A 23,751-nucleotide genomic window follows, 5' to 3' on the forward strand; every position below is an offset into this window, starting at 1 on the left:
GGACGCCCCTGAACCGGCAACCGACCCTGCCCGAGGTGAAGGGGCAGGGTCGGTTGATGGGCACGGTCTGGGGGAACCGTGCCGGCGACGCAAGAGACGGGGCGCCGCCACACCCAGTCTAATCGAAGATGTCTTCGAAGCCATGGTTTGTGGTCGGCGCGCCGGAGGACTGGATTCAGCCGGGCCCGTCCTTGCTAGGCTCGGGATGTGCCCCCGGAATCTGAAGCCCATCTACGCGTCGCGATCCTCGGCACGGTGCTGGCTTCCGGGCGAGATTCCGACCGCCTGGTTGAACCACCAGGGGTGCGCGGCAAGGGCCTTCTTGTCGCGCTGGCCCTGACACCCGGAATATCGGTATCGGTCGGGGGACTGGCCGAAGATATTTGGGCCGGAACGCCACCTCGTGACCCGCGGGCCTCGATCCAGACACTGGTCTCCCGGCTACGACAGGTGCTGGCCCCCGGGCTGATTGAATCCACGGCCACGGGCTACCTGCTGCGGGTCGAGCCCCGAGAAATCGATCTGGGGCGGGCAGAATTTTTGGCCGAAGAGGCCAGGCACCACCTGGAACACGGTGAGGCAGAGAACGCCGCATCGGCCATCACACAGGCCCTCGGCCTGCGGCGTGCCGCACCTGGCGCCGATCTGGGTGTGAGCGAAATGGGGGAGCTGCTGGCGAGCCGTTGGGAAGGACTGCGGGTCAAATCGCAGACTTTGCGCGCCGAGGCCAGGATCCTTGCCGGTGATGGGCCCGGGGCGCTCAGCGATCTCGACGCCGTCGATGATTCCGGGGCAGACGAAACAATCTTGGAACTGCGGATGCGCGCCCACGCCGCGGCCGGCGCCTCCCACGAAGCACTCAGACTTTTTGCCCGGCACCGCAGAGAGCTGCGCGATTCCTTGGGAACCGACCCGGTGCCACGGTTGGTGGAGCTCAATGCCCGGCTCTTGACTGCCGAAACCGAACACAGCGGGAATCGCCCCCATATCGGCCTCCGTGCGGCTCCCAATGAACTGGTGGGCCGTGCCGCGGACCTTGAGGCCTTGAGTTCCCTGCTGGGCACCGGGCGCTTGATCACCGTCCTCGGGCCCGGCGGACTCGGCAAAACCCGGCTAGCCCAAGAAGCTGCAGCAGCTGCGGGACGGTCAGGGCCCTTCGTTGTCTTTGTCGAATTGGCGGGTGTTGCTTCCGGGGAAGATCTTGGCCTCGCCCTGGCCTCAACATTGGGGATCCGGGAGGCGGCACCACGGATCGGTTCGTTGGAGGCGCCGGCACGACTCGATGTGCGGGCACGCATCCTTGGTCTCCTGGCTGAACGTGACACCTTGCTGGTCATGGACAACTGTGAGCATCTGATCGAGCAGGCTGCCCGCTGGATTGCTGATATTCTCGCCAGCTGCCCCGGGGTCAGAGTGCTCGCGACCAGTCGCTCACCTCTACGTATTGCTGCGGAACAGATCTACGCACTTGGCCCACTTCCGGCTGAAACCGGCGGGGCGGCGGTTGAGCTCTTCACCGCACGGGCTCGGGCTGCTCGGCCCGCGGTGTCCCTGCCGGCAGCTGAGGTCTCGATGCTCTGCCAGCATCTTGACGGTCTGCCGCTGGCGATTGAACTGGCTGCGGCGCGGGTCAGGTCGATGACCGTGCAGGAAATCCTGCAGCGCCTCGATGACCGATTCGCCCTGCTGACCGTCGGTGACCGGGCGGCTCCGCGACGACACCGAACACTGTCCGCGGTGATCGATTGGAGCTGGAATCTCCTCGAGGCGCCCGAACAGCAGTTACTCGGCCGGCTCTCGGTCTTTGCCGACGGTTTCAGTGCCGGCGGAGCACGAGCCGTGGCCGGCGGAGGGCATGACATCGAGGACGGGCTCGGTGCCCTGGTGGAACAGTCCTTGGTGACCGTCTCCGAGGAGTCACGTACCGGGGAACTGCGCTACCGCTTGCTGGAAACCGTCCGCGAATTTGCCGCCCACGCACTTGATAGCGCCGGGGAAAGGGGGCTGGTGCAACAGGCGCAGGCCTCCTGGGGTGTGTCATATTGCCGTGACATGTTGCCGGCACTGGATTCCGGGGATCAACGGAGGGCCTTCGCCGGTTTTGCCGTCGAACAAGAAAACCTGGTGGCGATCCTCCGTGAGGCGTTGGACCGCAGGGACGCCCCGGTGATCCTGACCCTCTACGGGGTGATGGGTTACTTCTGGACCATGTCCGGGGCGAACTCCGATCTGTTCACCTTCGGGGCAGCGGTAGAACACGCCACGGTGGGTTACCGCGCGACGCCCGAGACCCTCGACGTCGTCGTGTTGTCCGATCTGCTGGCCGCGACCGGTTTCCCGTTCGGCGAGCGGCGGGCCGCACTGTTGGCTATGGGACGTTTGCGGCACACCCTGGCGATGGCGACACCCTCGATGCCGCGGATTGCCGCGGCAAGCCGGCTGCTGGTGGCGGCTCTGCAGGGCATGGACGCCGGACGTGCCCAGCTGGCCCGCCTCGTCAGCTCCCCTGATCCTGCCGTGAAGGCGCTTGCCTTGCTCTTGACCTCCCATCTGGCAGAAAATGACGGCCACACCAGCCGGGCCCTGCCGGGTCTTCTGCAGGCCTACGATCTGGCAGTCTCCGACGGGCATCTGTGGAGTCAGGCGTCCACGGCCCAATCCATCGCGTCTTTGCACGTTCAGCTGGGGTACCCCGAGCGGTCCCTGGACTGGATTGAACGGGCCCGAGCTGGCCAACGTGCCCTACGCGCCCATCCCGATCTGGACCAACTCGATTGGCTGGAGGCCATGGCTCGGCTCTCCGGCGGCGATTATGAGGTGGCCGCCCGGATCTTTGACGGAATGAACACCGAAGAAAGCACCCCGGGTTTTGGCGCCGGCGGCCGGCAGGGGATGGGTCTTTCCGGGCTGGCCGAGGTGGAGCTGGCTTCAGGGCAGACGGAACTCGGGTTGGCGCATTACCGGCAAGCGCTCCAGACGCAGGGGCCCGGGGAGCACGATCCGTGGTACCAGATTCTGGCAGCGGGGGCCGTCCTGGCCCATATGAGGGTAGCGGAGACCGACGCATCGTGGTCCCTGCCGACGGTTCGCCGGCTGCGCTCGGGGATCCTGGCCAGGCACCGGGTCCAGGGCGCCTCCATCGATGTGCCCGTCTCGGGCTCCGGATTGATGGCGATTGCTGCCTGGCTGCTGCGCCCGACCGGGCCGGGGCTACTCCCGGAGCGGCAATTCGACGGGTTGGACCTGCTGGCCCTGGCGACCCGGATCGGGGTCCAACAGACCCTCCCGAGCCTGAACGTACGCACTTTTTCTGAACATATCGCCGGAAGGTTCGGGGCGGGTGCACTGGAGGCCGCCCGACTCCGCGTGGATGGGCTCGACCTGCAGGAAGCACTGGACCGTGCCCTCACGCTCTTGCGTCAGGACACGGTCCGTAGCGCCCTCCAAGAACACCGACCGGGGGATTAGGCCTTGCGCATATAGGCGCGCACGGTCAACGGGGCGAAAACGGCCACGATGACAGCAGCCCCGATCAATGACATGACCAGATCCGTTCCGACGACCCCGTTGTTGGCGAGGTCTCGGACGGCGCTCACCAGGTGGGACACCGGATTGACCTGGACGAAACCCTGTAACCAGGTCGGCAACGTGTCCACCGGGACGAAGGCATTGGACAGGAACGTCAACGGGAAGAGCACGATCATGGAAATTCCTTGAACGCTGGAGGCGCTGCGGGCGACGACACCAAAGAAGGCGAAGATCCAGCTGATGGCCCAGGAGTAGGCAATGACCAAGAGCCCGGCCATCACCACGGCAGACAACCCTCCCTGCGGGTGGTACCCCAACAGGTACCCCATCGCGAAGGTCAAGGTCGTAGCGATCGCATAACGCACCGTGTCGGCGAGCAACGCTCCCGATAAGGGGGCGATCCGTGCGATCGGCAGGGACTTGAAACGGTCAAAGACCCCCTTGTCCATATCTTCGCGCAGCTGGGTGCCGGTGACCACCGACGTGGTAATGACCGTCTGGACCAGAATGCCGGGGATGAGCAAGGGCAAATAGCTGGCGGTATCCCCGGCGACCGCTCCGCCGAAGAGGACGGTAAACATGAGCGTAAACAGAATCGGTTGAACGGTGACGTCGATGAGCTGTTCGGGGGTCCGTTTGATTTTCAGCAGCCCACGGTAGGCCATGGTCAGCGTGTTCTGTAGGGTCTGGGCCGCCGAGGTGTGGTTCGTGAGTTGGCGTTCGGCGCCGGGAATGATGGTGGCTGTACTCATGAGTAGATCCTTGTCAGTGCGTCGGCATCGGCGTCGGTGCCGTCGCTTGCGGTGGGATGTCCGGTAATACCGAGGAAGACCTCGTCGAGGGTGGGCTTCTGGACGCTCATCTCCGCCAGGGTGATCCCTGAAGCCCGCATTTCAACCAACAGGTCGGTGACCCGATCCACGCCGGTCATCGGTGCCGTGATCCGGGCGGCTTCGGGGGAGACCGTTCCCTGAACTCCCAGCACCCGGTGGATGATCTCCAACGATCCGCCCACATCGGCGGAATCCTGCAGGCGTAGCTGCAAGGAGGCCGTGCCGATGGAGGCTTTGAGGTCATCGGGTGTTCCTTCGGCGACGACGGTGCCATGGTCGATGACGGCAATGCGGCTGGCCAGCTGGTCCGCCTCGTCGAGCATCTGGGTGGTGAGCAGGACCGTGGATCCTCCGGCGACCAGCCGGCGGATCGTTTCCCACATCTGGGTGCGCGTCCTGGGGTCCAACCCGGTGGTGGGTTCGTCCAAGAAGATCAGTGGAGGTTGGGCAATGAGGCTTGCCGCCAGGTCCAGCCGCCGGCGCATTCCGCCGGAGAACTTTGCCAGCGGCCGGCGGGCTGCTTCGCTCAGACCGAACTCCTCCAACAGTTCCTCGGCCTTGACACGCGAGGCGTGCCGGCCCAGACCGAGGAGACGGGAAAAGATGACGAGATTCTCCGTCGCACTGAGCTTCTCGTCGACGGACGCGAATTGGGCGGTCACCCCGACGAGCTGCCGGACGATCTGGGCCTCGGCAACGACGTCGTGCCCGAAGATCTTCGCCTGTCCGCGGTCCGGGCGCAAAAGGGTGGCGAGCATGCTGATCGTGGTGGTTTTCCCGGCACCATTGGGTCCGAGGACCCCATAGACGGTTCCGGTTTTGACGTGGAGGTCGACGCCGTCGACGGCTCGATGAGTGCCGAAGGTCTTGATGAGGCCGTGGGCTTCAATGGCCCAGTCGTGGGTGGTTTCCATGGTTGGTTCCTTTCATGCTGTCGTGCGGTGCACTGTTGGAAACCAGCATGGGGTGCGCCACTGTCAAGACCCTGTCATCGCGCTGTCATGGCCTGACATGGACCTCAGGGACTCTTCAGGTCATGTGAGTGAGTTCACCGGCATCAATGCGGTGATCGGGGGCCAACAACCTAGAATGGAGGTGGGCTCAGCCCCGGGGGGAGAGGAATCTCGGACCCCAACCAACCGTATCTGCAATGGTGCTTTCGCGGTGCCAACCGGCTAGTGGATCCCTGCCGGCTGAATTGGAAGGACAAAAAGTGACCCAGCAGTCTGTCGCCGCCCAGAACGAATGGAGCGGCCGCGAGGAACTCGCCGAGGCCATGATTCCCCTCATTGGGCGTCTCTACCGCAAGAACAATGTGGTGACCTCCATCTACGGGCGCAAGCTCATCAACAAATCCCCGATCGACATCCTCAAGGCCCACCGGGTGGCCCGCCATATTGACGGCGTGGAACTCTCCCCCTCCCAAACACTTCCCCTGCTCCAGGGCCTTGACGCACTGGATCTCGGTGCGGTCTCGGTGGATTTGGCCCGGCTGGCCCGCAAATTCAACGAACAGGGCAACGGCGCCGTGCTGCAGGACTTCCTGGCCGCCGAATTCGCCGAAAGGGCCGGCGGCGCCGGGCGCACCGACGTCGAATCCCGCGATATCGTGCTTTACGGCTTCGGACGCATCGGACGGCTGCTCGCGCGCATCCTCATCGAGCGCGGCGGCTACGGACTGCGCCTGCGCGCCATCGTGGTGCGCAAGAACGGCGAGAACGATCTGGTCAAACGCGCCTCGCTGTTGCGTCGCGACTCGGTGCACGGACCCTTCGAAGGCTCGATCACCGTCGACGAGGAAAACAACACGATCCTCGCCAACGGAACCCTGATCCAGGTCATCTACTCCAACGACCCGACCACCGTGGACTACACCGCCTACGGCATCGACAAGGCGATCGTTGTGGACAACACGGGCCGCTGGCGCGACCGCGAAGGACTGGGCCAGCACCTCAAGGCCAAGGGCGTATCCCAGGTCCTGCTGACCGCTCCGGGCAAGGGCGATGTGAAGAACATCGTGCACGGCATCAACCACGGCGACATTGCCGCCGACGACACGATCGTCTCCGCGGCGTCCTGCACGACGAACGCGATCACCCCGGTGCTCAAGGCGATCAACGACGAATACGGTGTCACCCACGGTCACGTGGAAACCGTCCACTCGTTCACCAACGACCAGAACCTGACCGATAACTTCCATAAGGGAGACCGTCGTGGACGGTCGGCGGCGTTGAACATGGTCATCACCGAAACCGGTGCCGCGAAGGCAGTGTCGAAGGCACTGCCCGAATTCGAGGGCAAGTTGACCGGAAACGCGATTCGCGTCCCCACCCCCGATGTCTCCATGGCGATCCTGAACCTGAACCTGGAGAAGGACACCACCAAGGAAGAGCTGAACACCTACCTGCGTCAGACGTCGCTGGGAGCCGAACTGCATAAGCAGATCGACTACATCGACTCCCCGGAGATCGTCTCCACCGATTTCGTCGGTTCGCGCCGGGCCGGCATCGTCGACGGGCTGGCGACCATCGCCAACGGCCGGAACGCCGTCGTCTACGTCTGGTACGACAACGAGTTCGGTTACTCCTGCCAGGTGGTTCGCGTCATCGAGGAACTTGCGGGAACCCACCCGGTGGCTTTCCCCGCAGTAGAAAAAACCGAAGACATCACGGTCGAGGCAGAAGCCACCCTGTAATCACCACCGGCGCCATCAGCGGCACCGGATAACCAGCCCACGCACCGGGCAGGAAGCAGGACAAGAGCATGGATCGTCGGATCGATAGCCGAGCACGCCGCACACTGGGGGTCACCGCCGCCGGATTCGCGGTACTGCTGGCAGCCACCGGATGTTCCTCCACGGGAAGCGCCGACGAATCATCGTCGGCGCCGGCCACGCAGGAAACCTCGGCAGCAGCCTCCAGCTCGGGACCGGTGAGCAGCAGTGCTGCCTCGTCGGCATCGGAAACCGCGACCGCGGAGAAGTCCTCCTCCTCGGCGCCGGCCACGAAGGCCGCCCCGGCCAAGGACACGTCGGCTCTGGACACCGTGAAGAACAAGGAGCACAAGATTGCCGTGGTCTCCACCGGCGCGTCCGCTTCCGGTAAGGATTCGCTGAACACCAAGCTGATCATTGCCGATCATGGTTGCTTCCACGCCGTCAATCAGCAGGGTCCCCCGACGCTGCTCGTCTTCCCCGAAGACACCACGCTGAACAGCAAGGGCAAGCCGACCGTGACGGTGGGGGGAACCTCCATCCGCGTGGGTCAGCAGGTGACCTTCACCGGCAAGAAGATCAACCTGAGTACGGACCAGGCCTCACAGGCCAAGCCGTGCCGCGCCAAGGGCGACGTCTTCCAGGTGGCCTCGGCGAAGTAGTCGGACACCCGCGCCAAAGAGTCGGGGGCCCCCCCCCCCCCGGGGGGGGGGGCCCCGACTCTTTCGTGGGCGGTCTGAAGGCGCTCAGTGATCGTGCCCAAACGGGTCGGGATCGACCCCCGGTAGCCACGAGTTCCCCGGAACGCCCCAGTCCAAGGACTTCTTGGCCTTCTTCCACCGCTTCGCCCATTTGGTATTGAGCTTATCGACGTAGAGGTAGCCGTCGAGGTGGTCGTATTCGTGCTGCAACATCCGGGCGAACCAGCCGGTCGCCTCGAAGTCGAGCTGGTTCCCCTCGCCGTCGTAGCCCATCACCCGGGCATAGTCCGCACGTTTCAGCGGGAAGGACAGGCCGGGGGCCGACAGGCAACCTTCGGCCTCCTCGTCGGGGTCGGGCTGCGCGCCGGAGACCTTGCCGAGCACGATCCGCGGATTCACCAGCACACCCTCGGAGGGGACCCCGTCGTCGTTCTCCATCGTGTAGGTGAACAGCCGCAGGCCCACCCCGATCTGAGGGGCAGCCAGACCGACACCGTTGGCGGCGTGCATCGTCTCTGACATATCGGCGATCAGTGCCCGCAGGTCATCGTCGAAGGCGGTGACTTCGGCGGCACGGCAGTGCAAGACGGGTTCGCCGTAGACGACGACGGGACGGACGGGCATCTGTGCCTCCTGCTGGTGATCATGACAGCGAAGAAAAAACCGCCCCGGAATGATCCGGGGCGGCTGTTGGGGTGAGTAACGGGGCTTGAACCCGCGACCTTCTGGACCACAACCAGACGCTCTGCCAACTGAGCTATACCCACCATTGCGTCTCTCAACGCGGTGCCCGCACCTTCGGTATTCCTACCGGGGAGGTCCGGGCAACGAATACTAGTTTACACACTTTCGGCAGGGCTTGCGACATGGGGACACGCCCGCGTCGAACTGTGGCAGGGATCACTCCCTGTGGTTGTTCAGTTGGTGTGGGGGCCCGACGTGGCGTCGGCCCCGGAACCCTCGGGGGCAGCGTTTTCGGCTGCCACGGAACGGGCAGCCTCCTTGGCCGTCTTGCTATCGGGGCCGGGGGCCGGAACCATGACCGCCTTGCGGTAGTACCGCAGTTCGTTGATCGAATCACGGATGTCACCCAGGGCCCGGTGGTTACCGGTCTTCGGCGGAGCCTGGAAGTAGGCGCGGGCATACCAGCGCCGGGCCAATTCCTTGATCGTGGAGACGTCGATGACACGGTAGTGCAGGTGGTCGATGACCCCGGGCATATCACGGGCCAGGAAGTTCCGGTCGGTGCCGATGGTGTTTCCAGCCAACGGGGCCTTGCCCGGCTCGGGGACCCATTGGCGGATATAGGCGAGGACCTGCTCGGTGGCGGTATCCAGGTCGACGCCGGCGTCGAGTTCCTTGAGCAGCCCCGAGGTCACGTGCATCTGGCGCACAAAGTCATTCATCTGTTCCAACGACTGGGCTTCGGGTTTGATGACGACATCGACACCCTCACCGAGAATATTCAATTCCGGGTCGGTAACCAGGACGGCAACTTCGATCAACGCGTCGGCTTCCAGGCTCAGCCCGGTCATTTCGCAGTCGATCCACACAATGTTTTCAGCAGAAATAGGCACAGCCCCAATCTACCGGATTCGGCGACCCCCACGGTGAACGGCAGGGGTGGGGCGTCCTAGGTGGTCAGGCCACTGAGGAAATACAGGACCACGAAGACGACGCCCGCGGTGACGCCCAGGGCGGCAGCGGCCAGGGCGTGCAGCCCCAGCAGGGGAGAGACGACCACCACCAAAAGGGCGATGAATAGACCCCATCCCAGCAAAGCCTTCTGCCGGGTGGGGGCGCTGCCTCCGCTCGATGCGTGCCGACCCACTGAAGCCCCTTCCATCAGCTACGTGTCCCGCCGGAGGATCCCGGCAGCAGATACCACCTTAGGTCCCGTCGGCGGAGAACCCGGGATCCGGCGTCGTGCCGCCTGTTGGGGAAGACGCGATGCTAACATCGGGTGAGTATTTGAGCGGGCCGCCGGCCCCGGAGCCCGGTCGTCTCAGCGTCCGCGGTGATGGGTTGGCGCAGCCCCGAGAGGGCAAACGACGGAAACGAGCCGATGGCGATGAGCAGGGTCGAGGCGGGCGCGGGGACCCGCCGCATGGACCACGGGACCCGGGCGGTCCTGGTCCAGGGCTTCATTGGCGCGATGCTGGTCCTGCTGGGCTCCTACGGCATCGGCTGGCTGGCGAGCGTCTCACCGCTGAACCGGGACCACCTGCTCATTGCCGTACGCACCGAACAGTGGGGGGTGATCACCTCCACGGTCGTGCTCACGGTCGGCTGCTGGATCATGTTCCGTGCCTGGCTGCGGTTGGGGCAGGAACTCGCCGGTTGGGCCGAAGGCTCCCTGCGAATCGTCAGACAGGCCTGCTGGGCCTGGGGGGCGCCGCTGCTGCTCTGCTTGCCGATCTTTAGTCGGGACGTCTTCGCCTACATCGGACAGGGCAGGCTGGTCACCGCCGGGCAGGACCCCTACGTGGATGGAATCTCCACCCTGTCGAACTGGTTCCAGCTCGGTGCCGACGTCACCTGGGCGGAATCCGAAACCCCTTACGGTCCACTCTTTCTGACCATCGAACGCCTCGTGAACATGGTCGCCGGCTCCTCCCCGGATGCCTCGGTGCTGCTCTACCGGCTGGTCGCCTTTGCCGGGGTCGTGCTGTGCATGGTCTACGTCCCCAAACTGGCAGATCTGCACCAGGTTCCCGGCTCCAAGGCCCTATGGATCACCGTATCGAACCCGCTGTTTTTGATCAGCTTCATCGCCAGCGCACATAACGATGCCCTCATGGTGGGCCTCGCCGTGGCCGGCACCTATTATGCGGCCACCCGCCGCGGAATACTCGGCGTCGTCCTGGTCACCGCTTCCATCGGCATCAAACCCATCACCATGGTGATCCTGCCGTTCATCGGACTGCTCTGGGCCGGACCCGGTTCCTCCTGGCGGCGTCGCTTCCTGTATTGGGCCTATACCCTCGCACTCTGCCTGGGCATCATGGCACTCATCGGCTGGGTCAACGGCTACGGTTTCGGCTGGCTGAAGGTCATGCTGGGGACCGGGACCGGCACCGTCTTCTTCGCCCCCGTCGGGATGTTCACGAACTTCTTCAGCGGGATCCTGGACACCTTGGGCCTGGAATCGGAGTGGGTGCTGGGCGTGGTGAAGGTGATCGCCCGACTGGCCTCGGTGGCCGTCGTGCTGTTCCTGATGTTCCGCGGCAGCCACTCCCATTTGGTACAACGCCTGGCCCTGGCCTTCGCCGCCCTGGTCGTCCTCTCACCGATCATCCAACCCTGGTACCTGTTGTGGCTGTTGCCCTTCTTCGCGGCCACCGGCATCCGGGATGACTGGCAGCTGATCTGGGTCTACTTCACGGTGGCGTTCTTTGTCGCCTTCGGGGCTGCGGACCAGATCTTCATTTGGCAGTTCCTCGGGTCGTTGGACCCCTGGGTGAAGCATCTGTCCACCGGCATTTCCTGGGCCGCCATGGCCTATCTGGCGTTTCTGGATCCGCGGACCAAACATATTTTCCTGGACTTCCGTGATTCCCTGCGGACCGCCTGGGCGGCCCTGCGACGGCCCAAGGCAGCCAACTGAATGGTGGAACGCAACCACGGGCGGACGCGGGCCCGTACCGCAGCGCTCACCGAGGCGGTCTATGGGCTCCGCCATCACATCGAGCACCTGCCGATTTTGCATCGGCTGGCCGGCGGCGACGAGGCCAAACGCGGTGTGGCCATGGCCCAAGGATTTTTGGCCTCGCTGATGATCATGGTCGGCTCCTGGGGGGTCGGCTGGCTGGCTCAATCCCAGGATTCGTTGTTCGCCCGCACCACCGTGCTGAACCCCCTGCGCGTGGAAACGGCAGGGGTCATCGTGTGCACCATCCTGCTCGCGCTCGGTTCAATGATCATGTGCCGTGCGTGGTTGCGTTTCGGTCAGCGCGGTGGCCCGAACAGCAGGGCCTCGGTGGTGACGGTACGCAATACCGTCCTGCTCTGGACTGCGCCACTGCTTTTCGCCTTCCCCATCTTCAGTCGCGACGTCTACTCCTATCTGGGCCAAGGCCGACTCATGCATGCCGGACTGAGCCCCTATGCGAACTGGATCTCCCAACTCCCCGGCTGGTTCGCCCAGGGGTCGGACAGCCTCTGGGCCGAATCCGCATCCCCCTACGGGCCGCTCTTCCTGCTGGCCGCCCAGGGCGTCTACTTCATCACCGGTGGCATCCCCGAACTGGCCGTACTGCTGTTCCGCGTCCTGGCAATCGGGGGAGTGCTGCTGTGCCTATATGCGGTACCCCGGCTGGCCGAGCGGCTGGGCTCGGACCCCACCTGGGCGGTCTGGATTTCGTTGGCGAACCCCCTCTTCCTGCTCACGATGGTCGGCGGCGTCCATAATGATGCGCTGATGATGGGTGGGGTGCTGCTCGGGTTCCTCTGGGTCTACCAGGGCCGCCGGTTCGCCGGGGTCCTGGCCGTCAGCGCAGCCATCGCCATCAAACCCATTGTCGTGCTCGCCTTGCCGTTCATCGGCTTGGCCATGGTGCCCGCCACGGCCCGGATCGGCAGCAGGATCCGGGCCTGGGCCTATACGGCACTGGTGTCGGGGGTGACGCTCACGTTCCTGGGGTGGGTCTCGGGTCTCTGGTTCGGCTGGATCAAGGCGATGGCCTCCGCCGGATCGGCGGCCTTCCCCTACGCCCCGGTGGGACTGCTGGGGCTGGGCATCGGTTGGCTGGTCGAACAAGCAGGGGGGAACCTGTCCTCCACAGCCAACGGCGTCTACACGGCCTTCAAGGTCGTGGCCCTGGCCCTGGCCATCTGGCTGGCCTTCCGCAGACCCGCCACCTCACCGGTGCTCTATAGCGCCTTGGCCCTGCTGGCCTCCGTCCTGCTGGCACCGATCATCCAGCCCTGGTACCTCCTGTGGCTGGTTCCCTTCTTCGCGGTCACCCGCGTCTACAGCGGCCGCTGGACCCGCTTCTGGTACCTCCTAAGCATGGTCCTGGTTCTGGTCGGGGTCGTCGACCAACTCAGTGTCGCCCAATGGATCAGCCTGCTCTGGGTCCGGGTGCTGGCTGCGGCGATCGGGTTGCTGTATCTGGGCTACCTGGTCTTCTCCGACCCCAAAACGTCTTTCATCTTCACCCGGGGCGCAGGCCCCGAATCCACCGAGAACAGAAACGAGGCCACCACGTCGTGACTTCACCACTGACCACCCTGCGCAACTCCCGCGAAGCCACCCGGCCGGTGATCGGATGGCTGCTGGTTGCCACCGTCATCGGGGCGGTGCTGGCCGTCCTGAGCAAACAGTGGTGCCGGGTGAACGGCTGGTCCGGGGCCGATCAGCATATCCACATGTGCTATTCGGATTTCTCCGAACTCTTTGGCACCCGCGGGCTCGCCGATAAACTCTTCCCCTTCTTCACCGGGCTGCCCCAGGAACAGGCATTGGAATATCCGGCCCTGCTGGCCGTCATCGCCGGGGTCACCGCGTTCATGATCCCCGGCACCGGGTTCAGCCTCGAACGGCAGTTGGCCTACTTCGACCTGAACTCCTTGGGTTCCTTCATCTGCTGGGGGATCATCGTCGTCGCGGTGGCCTATAGCGCCCGCAAACGCAGTCGCGACGCCCTCATGGTCGCCCTGGCGCCGGGGATCATCCTGACCAGTCAATTGAACTGGGATCTGTGGGCCGTGCTGTTCGCGACCCTGGGGCTGTTCGCGTTCTCGCGCAAACGCATCTACCTGGCGGGGATACTGCTCGGGTTGGGGGCCGCAGCGAAGCTGTATCCCTTCTTCCTCTTCGGGGCGATTCTGGTGTTGTGCTGGCGCAGCGGGAAGATGTCTGCCTTCTGGAAGTCGCTCTCGGCTGCGGTGATCGCCTGGTTGGTGGTCAACGTGCCCTTCATGCTGACCGCCTTTGACGAATGGTCGCGTTTCTACACGTTCTCTTCCGAGCGCGAGATCAGCTTCTCCTCGATGTGGTTGGCCTTCACCTGGACCGGACTGGACGGGGAAGGCTTCTCGCTGCTCTCCAACGCCCTGTTCGGGCTGGCCTGCCTGGGGATCGCCTATCTGGGATTCACCGCCCAGCGTCGCCCCCGGATGGCCCAACTGGCCTTCTTGATCATCGCCGCCTTCATCCTGCTCAATAAGGTCTATTCACCGCAGTTCGTGATGTGGCTGATCCCGCTCTACGTCCTGGCCCGCCCCCGCTGGCGCGAATTCCTGCTCTGGCAGGTGCTGGAGGCCTACCACTGGGCGGCCGTCTGGCTGATGAGCGCCAAAATCGTCAGCGGAGGGACCTTCGGGCAGGGAACCGCGTGGATTGAAATCGCTTACGGCACCGGCATCGCCGCGCATATGGTGATGGTCATCTACCTGTGCGTGAAGATCATCGGGGATATCAGGCACCCCGAACGCGATCTCGTTCGCGCCGACGGAGACGACGACCCGCTCGGCGGTCCGGTGGAAAATACGCCGGACCGGTTCACCCTGCCCCGACGACGGTGAACCACAGCGACGGCCTGTCCCTGAACGACGACGACGGCAACCCCCTCGCGCTGCGGAAGGTCCCAGCCGGGCGGATCACCCTGCGCGACGCCCGCACCAACGGGCGCCGTGAGGTGGACCTGAGGCCCTTCGCCATCGGCACCACCACGGTCACCCGGGCGCAGTGGCAGACGGTCCACCGGCAAGGACCTGAGACCGGTCCGGCGGCGACGAGCCACGACTTCCGGCTCCCGGCCCATCAGCTGACCTGGTTCGAAGCGGTGACCTGGTGCAACGCCGCCTCCACCACCCAGGGGATCGGCGCCGCCTACACGATCGAGGGCCGTGAGGTGCACTGGGACGTCTCCTCCACCGGATACCGGCTACCCACCGAGGCCGAATGGGAACACGCCTGCCGGGCCGGCACCGACGGGCCCCGCTACGGCGAACTGCCCCGGATCGCCTGGACCGCTGCCGACCAGGTCAGCGGAGTGCAGCCCGTCGCCTCGAAGGAGCCCAATGCTTTCGGCCTTTTCGATATGATCGGCAACCTCTGGGAATGGTGCTGGGACTACGCCGACACCGCCAGATACGCCGACTACCGGAGCCTGCGCGGTGCCGGCTGGGCGGATCCGCACTACAGTGCCCGGGCCTCGGTCCGTCGAGGCAGCGCCCCGGATGCCCGGATTGAGGATGTGGGTCTTCGGGTGGTGCGGGGAGCCGCCGGGCCGGAGGGAAGTGACCTGGGCCAGGGCTGGAGTGCCGCAGCCGACGCCCGCCGGGCCGCCATAGCAGGCCCGTTGCCGATGGGGTGGACCCCTTTGCGCGGTCTGAAGCCCTAGCCGGGAAGGCTGGAGCCTTCGGATAACTGGTGGTAGGTCCGGTCGTGGTAGACCAACGGGCCATGACCTGTTGCTTGGCCCTGGATCCCCAGTACGGCAGCGACGATGACCCGGGAGGAGCCGACATCGACCCGGTCGGTGATCGAACAACGCAGCGCCCAGGTGCTGTGACGCAATAAGGGCTCACCGGTGGGAAGGAACTCCCAGTCCATATCCTCGGTGAAGCGGGCACTGCCCGGGGTGGCGAAGGTCCGGACGGTCTCTGCCTGCCCGGCATCCATCAGGTGGACCAGCACTGTGTCGGCGGCTGCCAGCAGGGGCGCGGTGGTCCGTCCCGAGAGTGAGAACACCAGGGCCGGCGGATCGGCGGATACCGAGGCGACCGATGAAGCTGTCAGCCCGATCGGCCCCTCAGGCCCGGTTGCGGTGATGACAGCCAGCCCTGCAGGGTGCCCGCGGAAGGCCTCCCGGAAGAGGAGCGATTGCGGGTGCGTCGCTGGCAGGGACTGGGCGGGGGCTGTCATTGATGGTCTTTCGTCGGCGGGTTCACGACGTCCTCGAGAACACCTCGAGCCTAAAACCTCAACCTAGGTTCAGGTCAAACCCGGACGCCTTGATCCGCTGCACCCTATTGCTCGAGGCCCGGAGCACCGGTGGTAGCGGTTCCCAGATGATCTTCGGCATTGACGAAACCGCAGGTGGATAAAGAGAGGCAACCACAGCCAATGCAACCGTCCAGACGGTCCCGCAGATGCTCCAACATGGTGATGCGGGCGTCGATTTCTTCACGCCACGCCTCGGATAGATGCTGCCAGTCGGACTGGTCGGGAACCCCCTCCTGCGGCAATTGCTCAAAAACCTCCAGGACCGAGGCCAAGGGGATGCCGGCACGTTGGGCTGCCCGAATCACGGCGACCCGACGCAGGGTGGAGCGGGGATACCTGCGCTGGTTTCCGCTGCTCCGCCGGCTGTAGATCAGTCCCTTGCGTTCATAGAAGTGCAGGGCGGAAATGGCGACCCCACTGCGGGCGGACAGCTGCCCGACACTGATCCGTGAATCATCGTCCATGGTCTGGGTTTCCCTCCTGCGTTTCCGCGTGGCCCCCGAGGACCACAGCCGATGGGAAGAATACACCGGATCGCCTGACGAAGCTGCCGGCCAGCGCTGAGCTGATGTGGGGGATGAGCCGATAGGCTGGGGAATATGGCACAAGCACAGCACGACGTCGGCTGGTACCTCTTCGACTACGGAATGGTGATCGCCGCGGCGCCGGCAGACAGGGACTGGGAGCGGCTGCAGCAGGCCACCGGTCGGGCCCTGAAAGAGCAAGGCAGTACGTATTGGGCTCACCGACACTCCTTTGACGCGGGGGCCTTGGATTCGCCGTCGTACTGGACTGCCGTGTTGGAACGGGCCGTGGACGCGGCAGAGGCCGAGCGGTTGGACCGGCTCGATACAGCCCTGTGGTCCCAACCCGATCCGCGGACGCGGGAGGTTCTCCAGTCGCTGGAAACACGCGGGGCGTCGATGGCGGTGCTCTCGAATATGCCGGCGCGGATGTCGCAGATCTTTGAGGCCGAGGGCTGGTGGACCGGTTACTTCGAGCACCTGATCTTTTCCGGGCCGCTGCGCCTGGCCAAACCCGACCCGCGGATCTACGAACACGCCCTGGCACGGATGGGCGCCGAAGCCTCCGAGGTCGTGTTCATCGACGATAAGTCGGAGAACATCGAAGCTGCCGCGGCACTGGGACTGGGGACGGTTCACTACACCGCAGGCACCGACCTGGCCGCCGAACTGGGGCTTTAACCGCCGCCCACGCCAGCTGGACCCCTGTCACGGCAGGGAAGTGTCTCCGTGCTGGGGAAGGGCAGCGTGCACTCTCAACCACTAAGCTCCGTCCAGGTGGTGCGGATCCGGTGGATTCTTCCTGTTCAGTCCAGAACATGATGCCACGTGATGCCCTGTGCCGGCTCGGCCAGCGACGTCCGCATCGGCTAGGTGACCAATCCGCGATGAAATACCCAAAACAGCTGGTCAGGTCGCGAACTGTCGTGGTCCGCACCTAGGCTCGATACACAACAATTGGGGGGGAACCATGAAAAGAACCGGATGTGCCGCTGTCCTAGCTATCGCCGTTCTCAGCGCGTCGGCGTGCACCAGCGAGTCTGTCGGGAACTCGAGCGCCGATGGGTTGGTCGGCGGGAGCCCAACGAGTGCAGCAACGACAGCAGCACCCACGCAGCAGATGTCGCCGAGTGAAATGCCGTCAACCGGCGCGGGGCCGACAAGTATGTTCAAAACGGGCCAAGCATGGGCCGATGATGCCTACGAATCATGGTTCGAGGGGATGCAGACCACCTATATCGATGACTCTGACGTCGGATTCTGCCCGCCGTTCGATGACCTCAAGGGGTATCGCGAGTGCCTGCCGAACGACCCACATGGTTACGTCGAGAGTTTTACCTCTACTGAGCCTGGGCACTTGGTGGTCACCCTCAGCCCGGATAGTCGATGGCAGGGCGGGGAATATGACACGGATGGAATCTCGGGGCTTGAATTTGTGGCCGGGAACGTCGGACCGCGACTCCAACAGGATGGGTTCCCCTTCTTGAAAGTCACGGCAAAAATTTCCGGAACCGATAAGTCCTCTACATATGAGCTGTTTCCCTCGAAGTCCGGGCGCTAACACCACGAGGGGCCCAAGATCCGACCGGAGAGTAAAACATGAAGAAAATAGCGTTCGTCGCGGCACTCGGCGCCGTAGCACTCAGTCTCTGGGGATGCACCGGTGGTATGAGCGGACTGTCAGATAACGAGCGGACGATGGTCAGCACGGAAGTGCCCCCCGCGGCAGCATTCGCGCCCGCTGAGTCGAGGCCTGAAAACGCTCAACGCCAGGTATGGGCAAACGAGCTCATGAACCGATGGCTCAACGCCGAAGGCGCGCACAGCATCTCTGGTTTCTCGAAGCCCTACAGCCTCATCACCGGTTGGGAATCACCAGCCCCCGGCGTGGTCGTGCTTCACGTAGCCAACTCCATTGAAGGCCCGGATACCGACGCTGATCTACACTCAATCGCTGCCGTGATGCTCGCAGCCGTCGGGGAACAAACTGCGGCGCTGGATCGGGTTGAAGCACAGACCGAAGACGGCCGTTTTCGCGTGAGTGCCACGGGATAACCCACGTGCCCAGCAAAGGCGCTGAAACGCTCAGCAGCAGTCGGTTCATCAACCGACCCACGGATCTGCGAACGTGCCCTGGCGCAGATGGGCACCGTTCACTACCCCGCAGGCACCGACCTGGCCGCCGAACTGGGCTCTAACCACCTTCACGCGCCCCTAGCCCGGCAAACAGGGAACGGCCTCAGCGCTGGGGCAGGTAGTCGCGACAGACCTGGTTGACCGGGATATCGCGGTGGAGCACCCAGATACCGTGATCGTCGCGGGTGACCACCTTGAAGCCCAGGTCCTTGCCGCGTTTCAGCGCTTCCTGCGGCGAGAGCGGATCCCAGCCGCCGAGTTCGTCGGTATTGAAGTCGATGATCATCCAGCTGGACAGGTCGTCCCCGATATCCCCGTGGAGGCCCACATAGGTGCGCTGAACCAGGTGGGGGACCGCTGTATCCGCCGCCTCCACGCATACCCCGTCGGGGATCAGGGCCACCGCCCGGGCCTGCGCCTTCGCCGTTTCAGGCATCGACCAATTCTGTCCGGTCAGCGTGCGGCCCAAGGGGAAGACCGCGTGGATGAACAGGGTGCAGACAAACGCCAAAATCAGCAAATAGGCGGGAGCCCCGACGGCCAACTTCTTTTTGCCGGTGCGGGCAATGATCTTCGAGAGCACATGCACCGAGGCCATGATGAGCACCGGGGCAAGCATCGCGTCATATTGGTAGACCGGAGCCCACGTGTTCAACCGGTCGTTGAAGAGGCGGCTGAGCAGGCTCGGCGCCACCAGGATCACATAGGGGGAGAGGAAGGGCAATAAGGCCAGCGGGACGAAGGACATCAACCAGAGCAGGATCTTCAGTTCGTTGTTGAACAGTAACGCGATGGATTTCAGCGGGTGGGACAGGATGAAGGCGATCGCCGCCCCCGCTGTGGGGCCCAAGGCCGTGTATTGCCAATAGGACATGGCATCCGGCGGTGCGAAATGGGGGACCAGTATTTCCGTGACCACCACGTAGCCGGCGACACCCACGACGGCCATGAGGATGGCCTTGCCCCACTGGCGGTGGAAGGCCAGGACGATGCCCACGGCAACGAGTGTCACCCCCATGTCTTCACGGACCAACAAGAGGATGGAGGACAGGCCCACGACCAGCCAGTACCTTCGGGCGTCGAACGCCCAGACGATCCAGGCCATCAGGGGTACCGCGAAAGCCACCTCGTGAAAATCCCAGTTCACCATCGACTGGAACGGCCACCACAGCAGCAGGGCCGCCGCCGTGAGCAATCCTCCACGGTGGCCCAGATGTTTGCGGCAGAAGAGGTAGACGGGAATCGCGGTGACCACCAGCAGGGCGATCATGCCGAAGTTGAGCATGCGCGGGTCCGGCCAGATCCAATACAGCGGGGCGAACAGCGCAATGATCGGGTGGAAATGGTCCCCGAGGAGATTGAAGTCCACGCCCTTGATCGGCACGATCGGTGCCTTGAACAGCGAGTACTGGTGCACCGCCTGGTCGAAGATGCCCAGGTCGTAGCCCTTGGCCTCAAAATTGCGGTAGCGCAGCAACGAGTGGGCGACGTACAGGATGGTGGCGCCGACCATGACCGCGGTCAGCTGCAGCTTCTGTGCTCGGCTGACGGGGTGGATCGCAGAATCGGTGGCGGGTGGGGCTTCGGGCATGGCTACGAGTTTAGCGGTGCGTCGGTTCCCTTGTGGGACCGCGCAGGCGGTGGCACGGCACGGTGTTGATCACAAAAAACGGTGCCCACCCGAAGGTGGACACCGTTTCGACGATTGCCGCTGGATCCGGCGGAAGGGCGGACTAGTGGATGGATGCCAGCCCGGTGCGGGCCATGGCGTCGGCGTAAGCGGCCTGCATTTGATCCAGGTGGCCCTGCTGACGTTCGGCGGAACCGGCGAAGGCGCGGCCGTCGAGGGACTTGACCTTATAGGTCTTGAAACCACGGCGCCACAGCAACGGGTTCTGCGTTTTGGCCAGCTGATCGGCCAGGCGGTGTGCCTCGGTGCCGTGAGCGACCAGAACGGAGGCACGCGGAACCTGCTTGAGCATGCGCAGCAGCGGCTTCAGGCCCGAGGTGATCTGGGCCGGCTCAAAGCGGCCATTGGCTTCACCGGGGGTATGCCAGGGGGAGACGTTCCACGGCATGACGTATTCCGGACGCAGGCCCAGCTGCCACTGCAGGGCGATCATGCGCTCTGCGGCGTCGGAGTCGCCCGGGGTGATGAAGCCACTGTCATCGGCGGTGCCGATATTGGAGAACAGGGAGATGATCTTGACCTGGTCGACGTCGTGCTGGGGGTCGACATAGCTGACCGAGGAGCCCGGGCGCAGCAAGGCGGTCTCGTCAAGAAGTCGGTTGACGGGGGCGATCTGCTCCTCGTAACGGCGGCTAAACAGCGTGTCGGTCGATAATTCCGGGGCAGATGCGGTCATGAAGGGGTGCTTCTCCTGGGGTTGCTGCTGGTTGCGGATAGCTGGTCCGCCGGTGATGTCCGGCGCACGGGAGGACATGCCCCCTGGGGCGCCGAGGTGAACGGAAAACGCTGCGGAAAATGCCGTTGCGTGCTTCCCACACTACTCCTTCTGTTCTGTGGACACGCCGAGAGGGTCCCTCGGTCGTCGGTGATCCTCGGCACGGAGCTCCTATCCCGACGGATGCTCAGCCCGGATGACGCTTGATAGTGTGTGGTGCGGTACACAACGAGGCGAGGGAGCGACCATTCATGGGAGCAGTATTCGACCGGCTGGATGAACAGTTGAAACCCGGGGTCGAAGCAGTGACGCTCGACTATGAGCGCCTTCGCCCCCACCTGGAGAAGGTGACCGCCGACGTCACCGCACGGATCCGTGAGATTTTCGAAGGCGTCGATGTGCAGCCGCTCTTCGTCACCGGACGCACCAAATCGGTGGACTCCTTCCGAGATAAGGCCTCGCGGATGATCGAACCCAACGAACCAGGAGGGGACCGCCAACTCGAATTCCCGCACCCGCTGCGGGATCTGCATGACCTCGTGGGCGTGCGGGTCATCGTGAGTCTGCCCCATGAAGTCCGTGAGGCCGCCAACCTGATCAAACGTCGACGCAACGAATTCGATTGCCGTGCCGACCGGGAGAAGGACATTGGCTCGGTGGAGTCCGGAACCTACGGCTATTCCAGCCGGCACCTGATCCTGCGCACCCGGCAGAATGACGTCGTCAGGGACTACCAGGGCGAACTGGCGGAAAACGTCAGGGTCACCGGTAACTATATTTTTGAAACCCAGATCCGGACGATCCTGGCTCATGCCTGGAGCGAGATCGAGCATGACATCAGGTTCAAGAAAGTCGATCCGCGCGCCTGGAGCCCGTATCTGGACCGGCAGTTCACCGCGACCGCCGCGATGCTCGAGGCCGTCGAGTCGACGTTCGAGGAACTACATGACCGCTACCTGGCGGTGACTGGCTACTGGGACAGCGAGGGCGAAGGGGGTGTGGAACTGGATCCTGCGCGTATTCGCGAGGTCTGGCAGACATTGCTTCCGCATGTGGACCGCAAGGCAGACGATGACTGGGGGTGGGCCGCCGAACTCCTGGCCGCCCACGACCTGACCACGACCATCGAATTGGCCGGGCTCCTCGACGCCACGGCGATCACCGAAGTGCGCAAGGCCCTGGATCACCGGTATTCACCAGGACCTGACCGTCTTTTGGACGATGTGCTGCTGTGGCGCTTCGGGGCCAGCCATATCGAGCTGACCGCCGGGAAGGATCGGCAGCGCCAAGAGAGCCTACGACGCCGGCTGGCCCAAATGGATTCCTATCAGGCAGAAAAAACCCCGGGACGAGCGAGCGAAGAGCCCTAGGGGCGACGCCCGCCGATCCCGGGGGAGGGACGGGCCGACTAGATGGTGGTCGTGGCCGTCTGGTAGTCGAAACGGGGAAGGCGTGGACGCCAGGCGTTTTCGCCGGGCTTGCCGATGTTGACGACCATGAACGTCTTCTGCGTGGTTCCGGCATGGAAATCCTCGTCCACCCCGGCGGCGTCGAAACCGCCCATGGGTCCGGCATGCAGGCCCACGGCGCGCACGGCCATGATGAAGTACCCCGCCTGCAGGTGGGCGTTGGAGTTGCCCACGTGGGAGCGGGCGGCAGCCTGGTCCTCGCCGTCGAAGGCTGCCTTGCGATCGGCGGCGTGGGGCAGGAACGTCGCGAAGTGCTCATGCCATTCGGTATCGAAACTCAGGACGGCGACCAGCGGCGCCGAGAGCGTCTTGGCGCGGTTCCCCTCGGCCATGCGGTCGACCAGGCGTTCACGGGCGGCTTCGGAGCGGACCCAGGTGATGCGCATCGGCTGGTTGTTCATCATGGTGGGCCCCATTTTCATGAGGTCGTAGATGGCCTGGGCCGTCTCCTCGCTGACCGGCTCATCGGTGAACGTATTGGCTGTGCGCGCTTCACGGAAGAGGACGTCGGCGGTCGCTGGATCAATGGCCAGTTCCTGCTCGAAATCGGAGATCGTGGTGGTCATGGAGTCCTTCCGGGAGGCAGTGGTCCAAGCGAGCGATCCGCCCGGCACTGACGGTGTGCTGGTACACCCTCCCCAACCAGTCGCTGTCGAGGCATATTTCCGCATCCCGGTGTGGGCTTAGTCACCCGCAGGTTCATCGGCGGTCGGGAAGCCCAGTCGCAGACCGGCGTCACCGGCTGCCACGGCCACCGTGATGCCCTCCAAGGTCTCCACGATCTTCGAAGCAGCCAAGGATCCCGCGTCGTATGTTCCGGTAATGCCCAAGGTCCACGCCCCGGCGGCACGGCCGGCCTCGACCCCTGCAGGGGCATCCTCGAAGACCACGGTCCGTTGCGGGTCCACGCCCAGGCTGGCCGCCGCGGCGAGGTACCCCTCCGGGTCGGGCTTTCCGTGGGCCACGGAGTCTGCGGAGATCAGAACCGTGGGGGCTTCGATCCCCGCCACCGCCAACCGCACGGCAGCCAGTTCCGCCGTGCACGAGGTGACGATGGCCCAGCGGGAAGACGGCAGCGCCGCCAGCAGTTCGGCGACACCGTCCTTGATGGTGATGCCTTCCTTCTGCTCGACTTCCAGGGCTTCGATCAACGCCAATGCTTCGCTGCGGCGGGCCGGTTCGATCCGTTGAGCCACCACATCGCGGGCTGGCACCCCGTGCGGGTGCTGGCCGTGGTCGCCCAACCCCATCCTGTGGGACCACTCCTGCCAGCAGCTTTCGGTGGCCCGGGTCGAATCGATGAGGGTCCCATCGAGGTCGAAGAGCAGTGCCTCGACGTCGAGGTCATCGCCGATGGCGTCGTGGTGGGCTGCCGGGGAGTCGCTGGTCGTCATGTTCCCAGCCTATCGGCGGTATCGGCGCTCCGGGGTCGCATAAAAAATCGTTGCCCGTTCTCGGGCGGGAAGCGACGGGGCAAGCTAGCATGAA

Annotated in this window: 22 protein-coding genes and 1 tRNA gene; 11 read left to right on the plus strand and 12 right to left on the minus strand. The window is 64.4% G+C overall.

Translation table 11 applies throughout. The annotated features are described in order from the left end of the window. Positions 1–207: 207 nt before the first annotated feature. A complete protein-coding gene (locus FM101_RS08105) occupies positions 208–3,468 on the plus strand; it encodes a BTAD domain-containing putative transcriptional regulator (RefSeq protein ID WP_086998097.1) in 3,261 nt (1,086 codons plus the stop codon). On the opposite strand, the gene FM101_RS08110 is transcribed toward FM101_RS08105, so the two are convergent. Continuing rightward, positions 3,465–4,280, minus strand: a complete 816-nt coding sequence (locus tag FM101_RS08110) for an ABC transporter permease (RefSeq protein ID WP_086998100.1) — start codon at positions 4,278–4,280, stop codon at positions 3,465–3,467. The two genes, FM101_RS08105 and FM101_RS08110, sit on opposite strands and share 4 nt — an antisense overlap. Beyond that, positions 4,277–5,275, minus strand: coding sequence for an ATP-binding cassette domain-containing protein (locus tag FM101_RS08115; protein WP_086998103.1), 999 nt, complete (start codon positions 5,273–5,275; stop codon positions 4,277–4,279). Before FM101_RS08115 ends, FM101_RS08110 begins: the two co-directional genes overlap by 4 nt. Positions 5,276–5,574: 299 nt before the next feature. On the opposite strand from FM101_RS08115, the gene FM101_RS08120 reads away from it, so the two are divergent. Then, a complete protein-coding gene (locus tag FM101_RS08120) occupies positions 5,575–7,056 on the plus strand; it encodes a glyceraldehyde-3-phosphate dehydrogenase (protein WP_245806654.1) in 1,482 nt (493 codons plus the stop codon). 68 nt (positions 7,057–7,124) lie between these two features. Further along, positions 7,125–7,736: a hypothetical protein gene (locus tag FM101_RS08125; protein ID WP_086998109.1), complete on the plus strand. Its 612-nt coding sequence runs from the start codon at positions 7,125–7,127 to the stop codon at positions 7,734–7,736. A gap of 84 nt (positions 7,737–7,820) precedes the next feature. Here FM101_RS08125 and def read toward each other — a convergent pair whose 3' ends face one another. The 4 genes from def to FM101_RS08145 form a co-directional block, all read right to left on the minus strand. Further along, positions 7,821–8,399 carry a peptide deformylase gene (gene def / locus FM101_RS08130; protein WP_086998112.1) on the minus strand — a complete coding sequence of 193 codons (579 nt, stop codon included), beginning with the start codon at positions 8,397–8,399 and terminating at the stop codon, positions 7,821–7,823. Positions 8,400–8,466: 67 nt separating this feature from the next. Further along, positions 8,467–8,542 (minus strand) — tRNA-His (locus tag FM101_RS08135). Between the two features lie 150 nt (positions 8,543–8,692). Continuing rightward, entirely contained in the window at positions 8,693–9,352 is a 660-nt protein-coding gene (orn, locus tag FM101_RS08140; protein ID WP_086998115.1) for an oligoribonuclease, read from the minus strand. A gap of 56 nt (positions 9,353–9,408) precedes the next feature. Next, positions 9,409–9,606, minus strand: a complete 198-nt coding sequence (locus FM101_RS08145) for a hypothetical protein (RefSeq protein ID WP_086998117.1) — start codon at positions 9,604–9,606, stop codon at positions 9,409–9,411. 234 nt (positions 9,607–9,840) lie between these two features. On the opposite strand from FM101_RS08145, the gene mptB (FM101_RS08150) reads away from it, so the two are divergent. Genes mptB (FM101_RS08150) through FM101_RS08165 form a run of 4 tightly spaced genes read left to right on the plus strand, consistent with a single transcriptional unit; the run spans position 9,841 to position 15,124 of the window. Continuing rightward, positions 9,841–11,382, plus strand: coding sequence for a polyprenol phosphomannose-dependent alpha 1,6 mannosyltransferase MptB (mptB, locus tag FM101_RS08150; protein ID WP_179204273.1), 1,542 nt, complete (start codon positions 9,841–9,843; stop codon positions 11,380–11,382). After that, positions 11,383–12,990, plus strand: coding sequence for a polyprenol phosphomannose-dependent alpha 1,6 mannosyltransferase MptB (mptB, locus tag FM101_RS08155; protein ID WP_086998120.1), 1,608 nt, complete (start codon positions 11,383–11,385; stop codon positions 12,988–12,990). Further along, entirely contained in the window at positions 12,987–14,303 is a 1,317-nt protein-coding gene (locus FM101_RS08160; protein WP_086998123.1) for a glycosyltransferase family 87 protein, read from the plus strand. The genes mptB (FM101_RS08155) and FM101_RS08160 overlap by 4 nt, the downstream gene beginning before the upstream one ends. Then, positions 14,300–15,124, plus strand: a complete 825-nt coding sequence (locus tag FM101_RS08165) for a formylglycine-generating enzyme family protein (RefSeq protein WP_245806655.1) — start codon at positions 14,300–14,302, stop codon at positions 15,122–15,124. The genes FM101_RS08160 and FM101_RS08165 overlap by 4 nt, the downstream gene beginning before the upstream one ends. On the opposite strand, the gene FM101_RS08170 is transcribed toward FM101_RS08165, so the two are convergent. Together FM101_RS08170 and soxR are read right to left on the minus strand one after the other, a co-directional pair. Further along, positions 15,121–15,648, minus strand: coding sequence for a flavin reductase family protein (locus FM101_RS08170; protein ID WP_086998126.1), 528 nt, complete (start codon positions 15,646–15,648; stop codon positions 15,121–15,123). The two genes, FM101_RS08165 and FM101_RS08170, sit on opposite strands and share 4 nt — an antisense overlap. Before the next feature lie 104 nt (positions 15,649–15,752). Then, positions 15,753–16,193 (minus strand): redox-sensitive transcriptional activator SoxR, encoded by a 441-nt coding sequence (gene soxR, locus FM101_RS08175; RefSeq protein WP_086998129.1) that lies wholly within the window; start codon positions 16,191–16,193, stop codon positions 15,753–15,755. 135 nt (positions 16,194–16,328) lie between these two features. Here soxR and FM101_RS08180 point away from each other — a divergent pair, with 135 nt between their 5' ends. The 3 genes from FM101_RS08180 (at position 16,329) to FM101_RS15585 (ending at position 18,308) form a co-directional block, all read left to right on the plus strand. Further along, positions 16,329–16,934, plus strand: a complete 606-nt coding sequence (locus FM101_RS08180) for an HAD family hydrolase (RefSeq protein ID WP_086998132.1) — start codon at positions 16,329–16,331, stop codon at positions 16,932–16,934. 439 nt (positions 16,935–17,373) lie between these two features. Further along, positions 17,374–17,814 carry a hypothetical protein gene (locus FM101_RS08185; RefSeq protein ID WP_143269251.1) on the plus strand — a complete coding sequence of 147 codons (441 nt, stop codon included), beginning with the start codon at positions 17,374–17,376 and terminating at the stop codon, positions 17,812–17,814. A gap of 38 nt (positions 17,815–17,852) precedes the next feature. Then, complete coding sequence (locus tag FM101_RS15585; RefSeq protein ID WP_143269252.1) at positions 17,853–18,308, plus strand: hypothetical protein; 456 nt, start codon at positions 17,853–17,855, stop codon at positions 18,306–18,308. 184 nt (positions 18,309–18,492) lie between these two features. Here FM101_RS15585 and FM101_RS08195 read toward each other — a convergent pair whose 3' ends face one another. Both FM101_RS08195 and FM101_RS08200 read right to left on the minus strand, forming a co-directional pair. Next, positions 18,493–19,980 carry a DUF2079 domain-containing protein gene (locus tag FM101_RS08195; protein ID WP_086998140.1) on the minus strand — a complete coding sequence of 496 codons (1,488 nt, stop codon included), beginning with the start codon at positions 19,978–19,980 and terminating at the stop codon, positions 18,493–18,495. A 142-nt stretch (positions 19,981–20,122) separates the two neighbouring features. Next, positions 20,123–20,755: a hypothetical protein gene (locus FM101_RS08200; RefSeq protein ID WP_086998263.1), complete on the minus strand. Its 633-nt coding sequence runs from the start codon at positions 20,753–20,755 to the stop codon at positions 20,123–20,125. Between the two features lie 290 nt (positions 20,756–21,045). On the opposite strand from FM101_RS08200, the gene FM101_RS08205 reads away from it, so the two are divergent. Beyond that, complete coding sequence (locus FM101_RS08205) at positions 21,046–22,164, plus strand: GTP pyrophosphokinase (protein ID WP_086998143.1); 1,119 nt, start codon at positions 21,046–21,048, stop codon at positions 22,162–22,164. Positions 22,165–22,202: 38 nt separating this feature from the next. On the opposite strand, the gene FM101_RS08210 is transcribed toward FM101_RS08205, so the two are convergent. After that, a complete protein-coding gene (locus tag FM101_RS08210; protein ID WP_086998146.1) occupies positions 22,203–22,829 on the minus strand; it encodes a malonic semialdehyde reductase in 627 nt (208 codons plus the stop codon). 117 nt (positions 22,830–22,946) lie between these two features. After that, positions 22,947–23,657 carry an HAD-IA family hydrolase gene (locus tag FM101_RS08215; RefSeq protein WP_086998151.1) on the minus strand — a complete coding sequence of 237 codons (711 nt, stop codon included), beginning with the start codon at positions 23,655–23,657 and terminating at the stop codon, positions 22,947–22,949. Positions 23,658–23,751: the final 94 nt, after the last annotated feature.

The organism is Arthrobacter rhombi (assembly GCF_900163545.1).
Taxonomy (GTDB): Bacteria; Actinomycetota; Actinomycetes; order Actinomycetales; family Micrococcaceae; genus Arthrobacter_H; species Arthrobacter_H rhombi_A.

What these genes read in the sequence shown, in the direction of transcription:
- FM101_RS08110 (WP_086998100.1), bottom strand. Translation starts at nt 4,280, where the DNA reads ATGAGTACAGCCACCATCATTCCCGGCGCCGAACGCCAACTCACGAAC.
- FM101_RS08115 (WP_086998103.1), bottom strand. Translation starts at nt 5,275, where the DNA reads ATGGAAACCACCCACGACTGGGCCATTGAAGCCCACGGCCTCATCAAG.
- FM101_RS08125 (WP_086998109.1), top strand. Translation starts at nt 7,125, where the DNA reads ATGGATCGTCGGATCGATAGCCGAGCACGCCGCACACTGGGGGTCACC.
- def (WP_086998112.1), bottom strand. Translation starts at nt 8,399, where the DNA reads ATGCCCGTCCGTCCCGTCGTCGTCTACGGCGAACCCGTCTTGCACTGC.
- mptB (WP_179204273.1), top strand. Translation starts at nt 9,841, where the DNA reads ATGGCGATGAGCAGGGTCGAGGCGGGCGCGGGGACCCGCCGCATGGAC.
- mptB (WP_086998120.1), top strand. Translation starts at nt 11,383, where the DNA reads ATGGTGGAACGCAACCACGGGCGGACGCGGGCCCGTACCGCAGCGCTC.
- FM101_RS08170 (WP_086998126.1), bottom strand. Translation starts at nt 15,648, where the DNA reads ATGACAGCCCCCGCCCAGTCCCTGCCAGCGACGCACCCGCAATCGCTC.
- soxR (WP_086998129.1), bottom strand. Translation starts at nt 16,193, where the DNA reads ATGGACGATGATTCACGGATCAGTGTCGGGCAGCTGTCCGCCCGCAGT.
- FM101_RS08180 (WP_086998132.1), top strand. Translation starts at nt 16,329, where the DNA reads ATGGCACAAGCACAGCACGACGTCGGCTGGTACCTCTTCGACTACGGA.
- FM101_RS08185 (WP_143269251.1), top strand. Translation starts at nt 17,374, where the DNA reads ATGTCGCCGAGTGAAATGCCGTCAACCGGCGCGGGGCCGACAAGTATG.
- FM101_RS15585 (WP_143269252.1), top strand. Translation starts at nt 17,853, where the DNA reads ATGAAGAAAATAGCGTTCGTCGCGGCACTCGGCGCCGTAGCACTCAGT.
- FM101_RS08195 (WP_086998140.1), bottom strand. Translation starts at nt 19,980, where the DNA reads ATGCCCGAAGCCCCACCCGCCACCGATTCTGCGATCCACCCCGTCAGC.
- FM101_RS08200 (WP_086998263.1), bottom strand. Translation starts at nt 20,755, where the DNA reads ATGACCGCATCTGCCCCGGAATTATCGACCGACACGCTGTTTAGCCGC.
- FM101_RS08205 (WP_086998143.1), top strand. Translation starts at nt 21,046, where the DNA reads ATGGGAGCAGTATTCGACCGGCTGGATGAACAGTTGAAACCCGGGGTC.
- FM101_RS08210 (WP_086998146.1), bottom strand. Translation starts at nt 22,829, where the DNA reads ATGACCACCACGATCTCCGATTTCGAGCAGGAACTGGCCATTGATCCA.
- FM101_RS08215 (WP_086998151.1), bottom strand. Translation starts at nt 23,657, where the DNA reads ATGACGACCAGCGACTCCCCGGCAGCCCACCACGACGCCATCGGCGAT.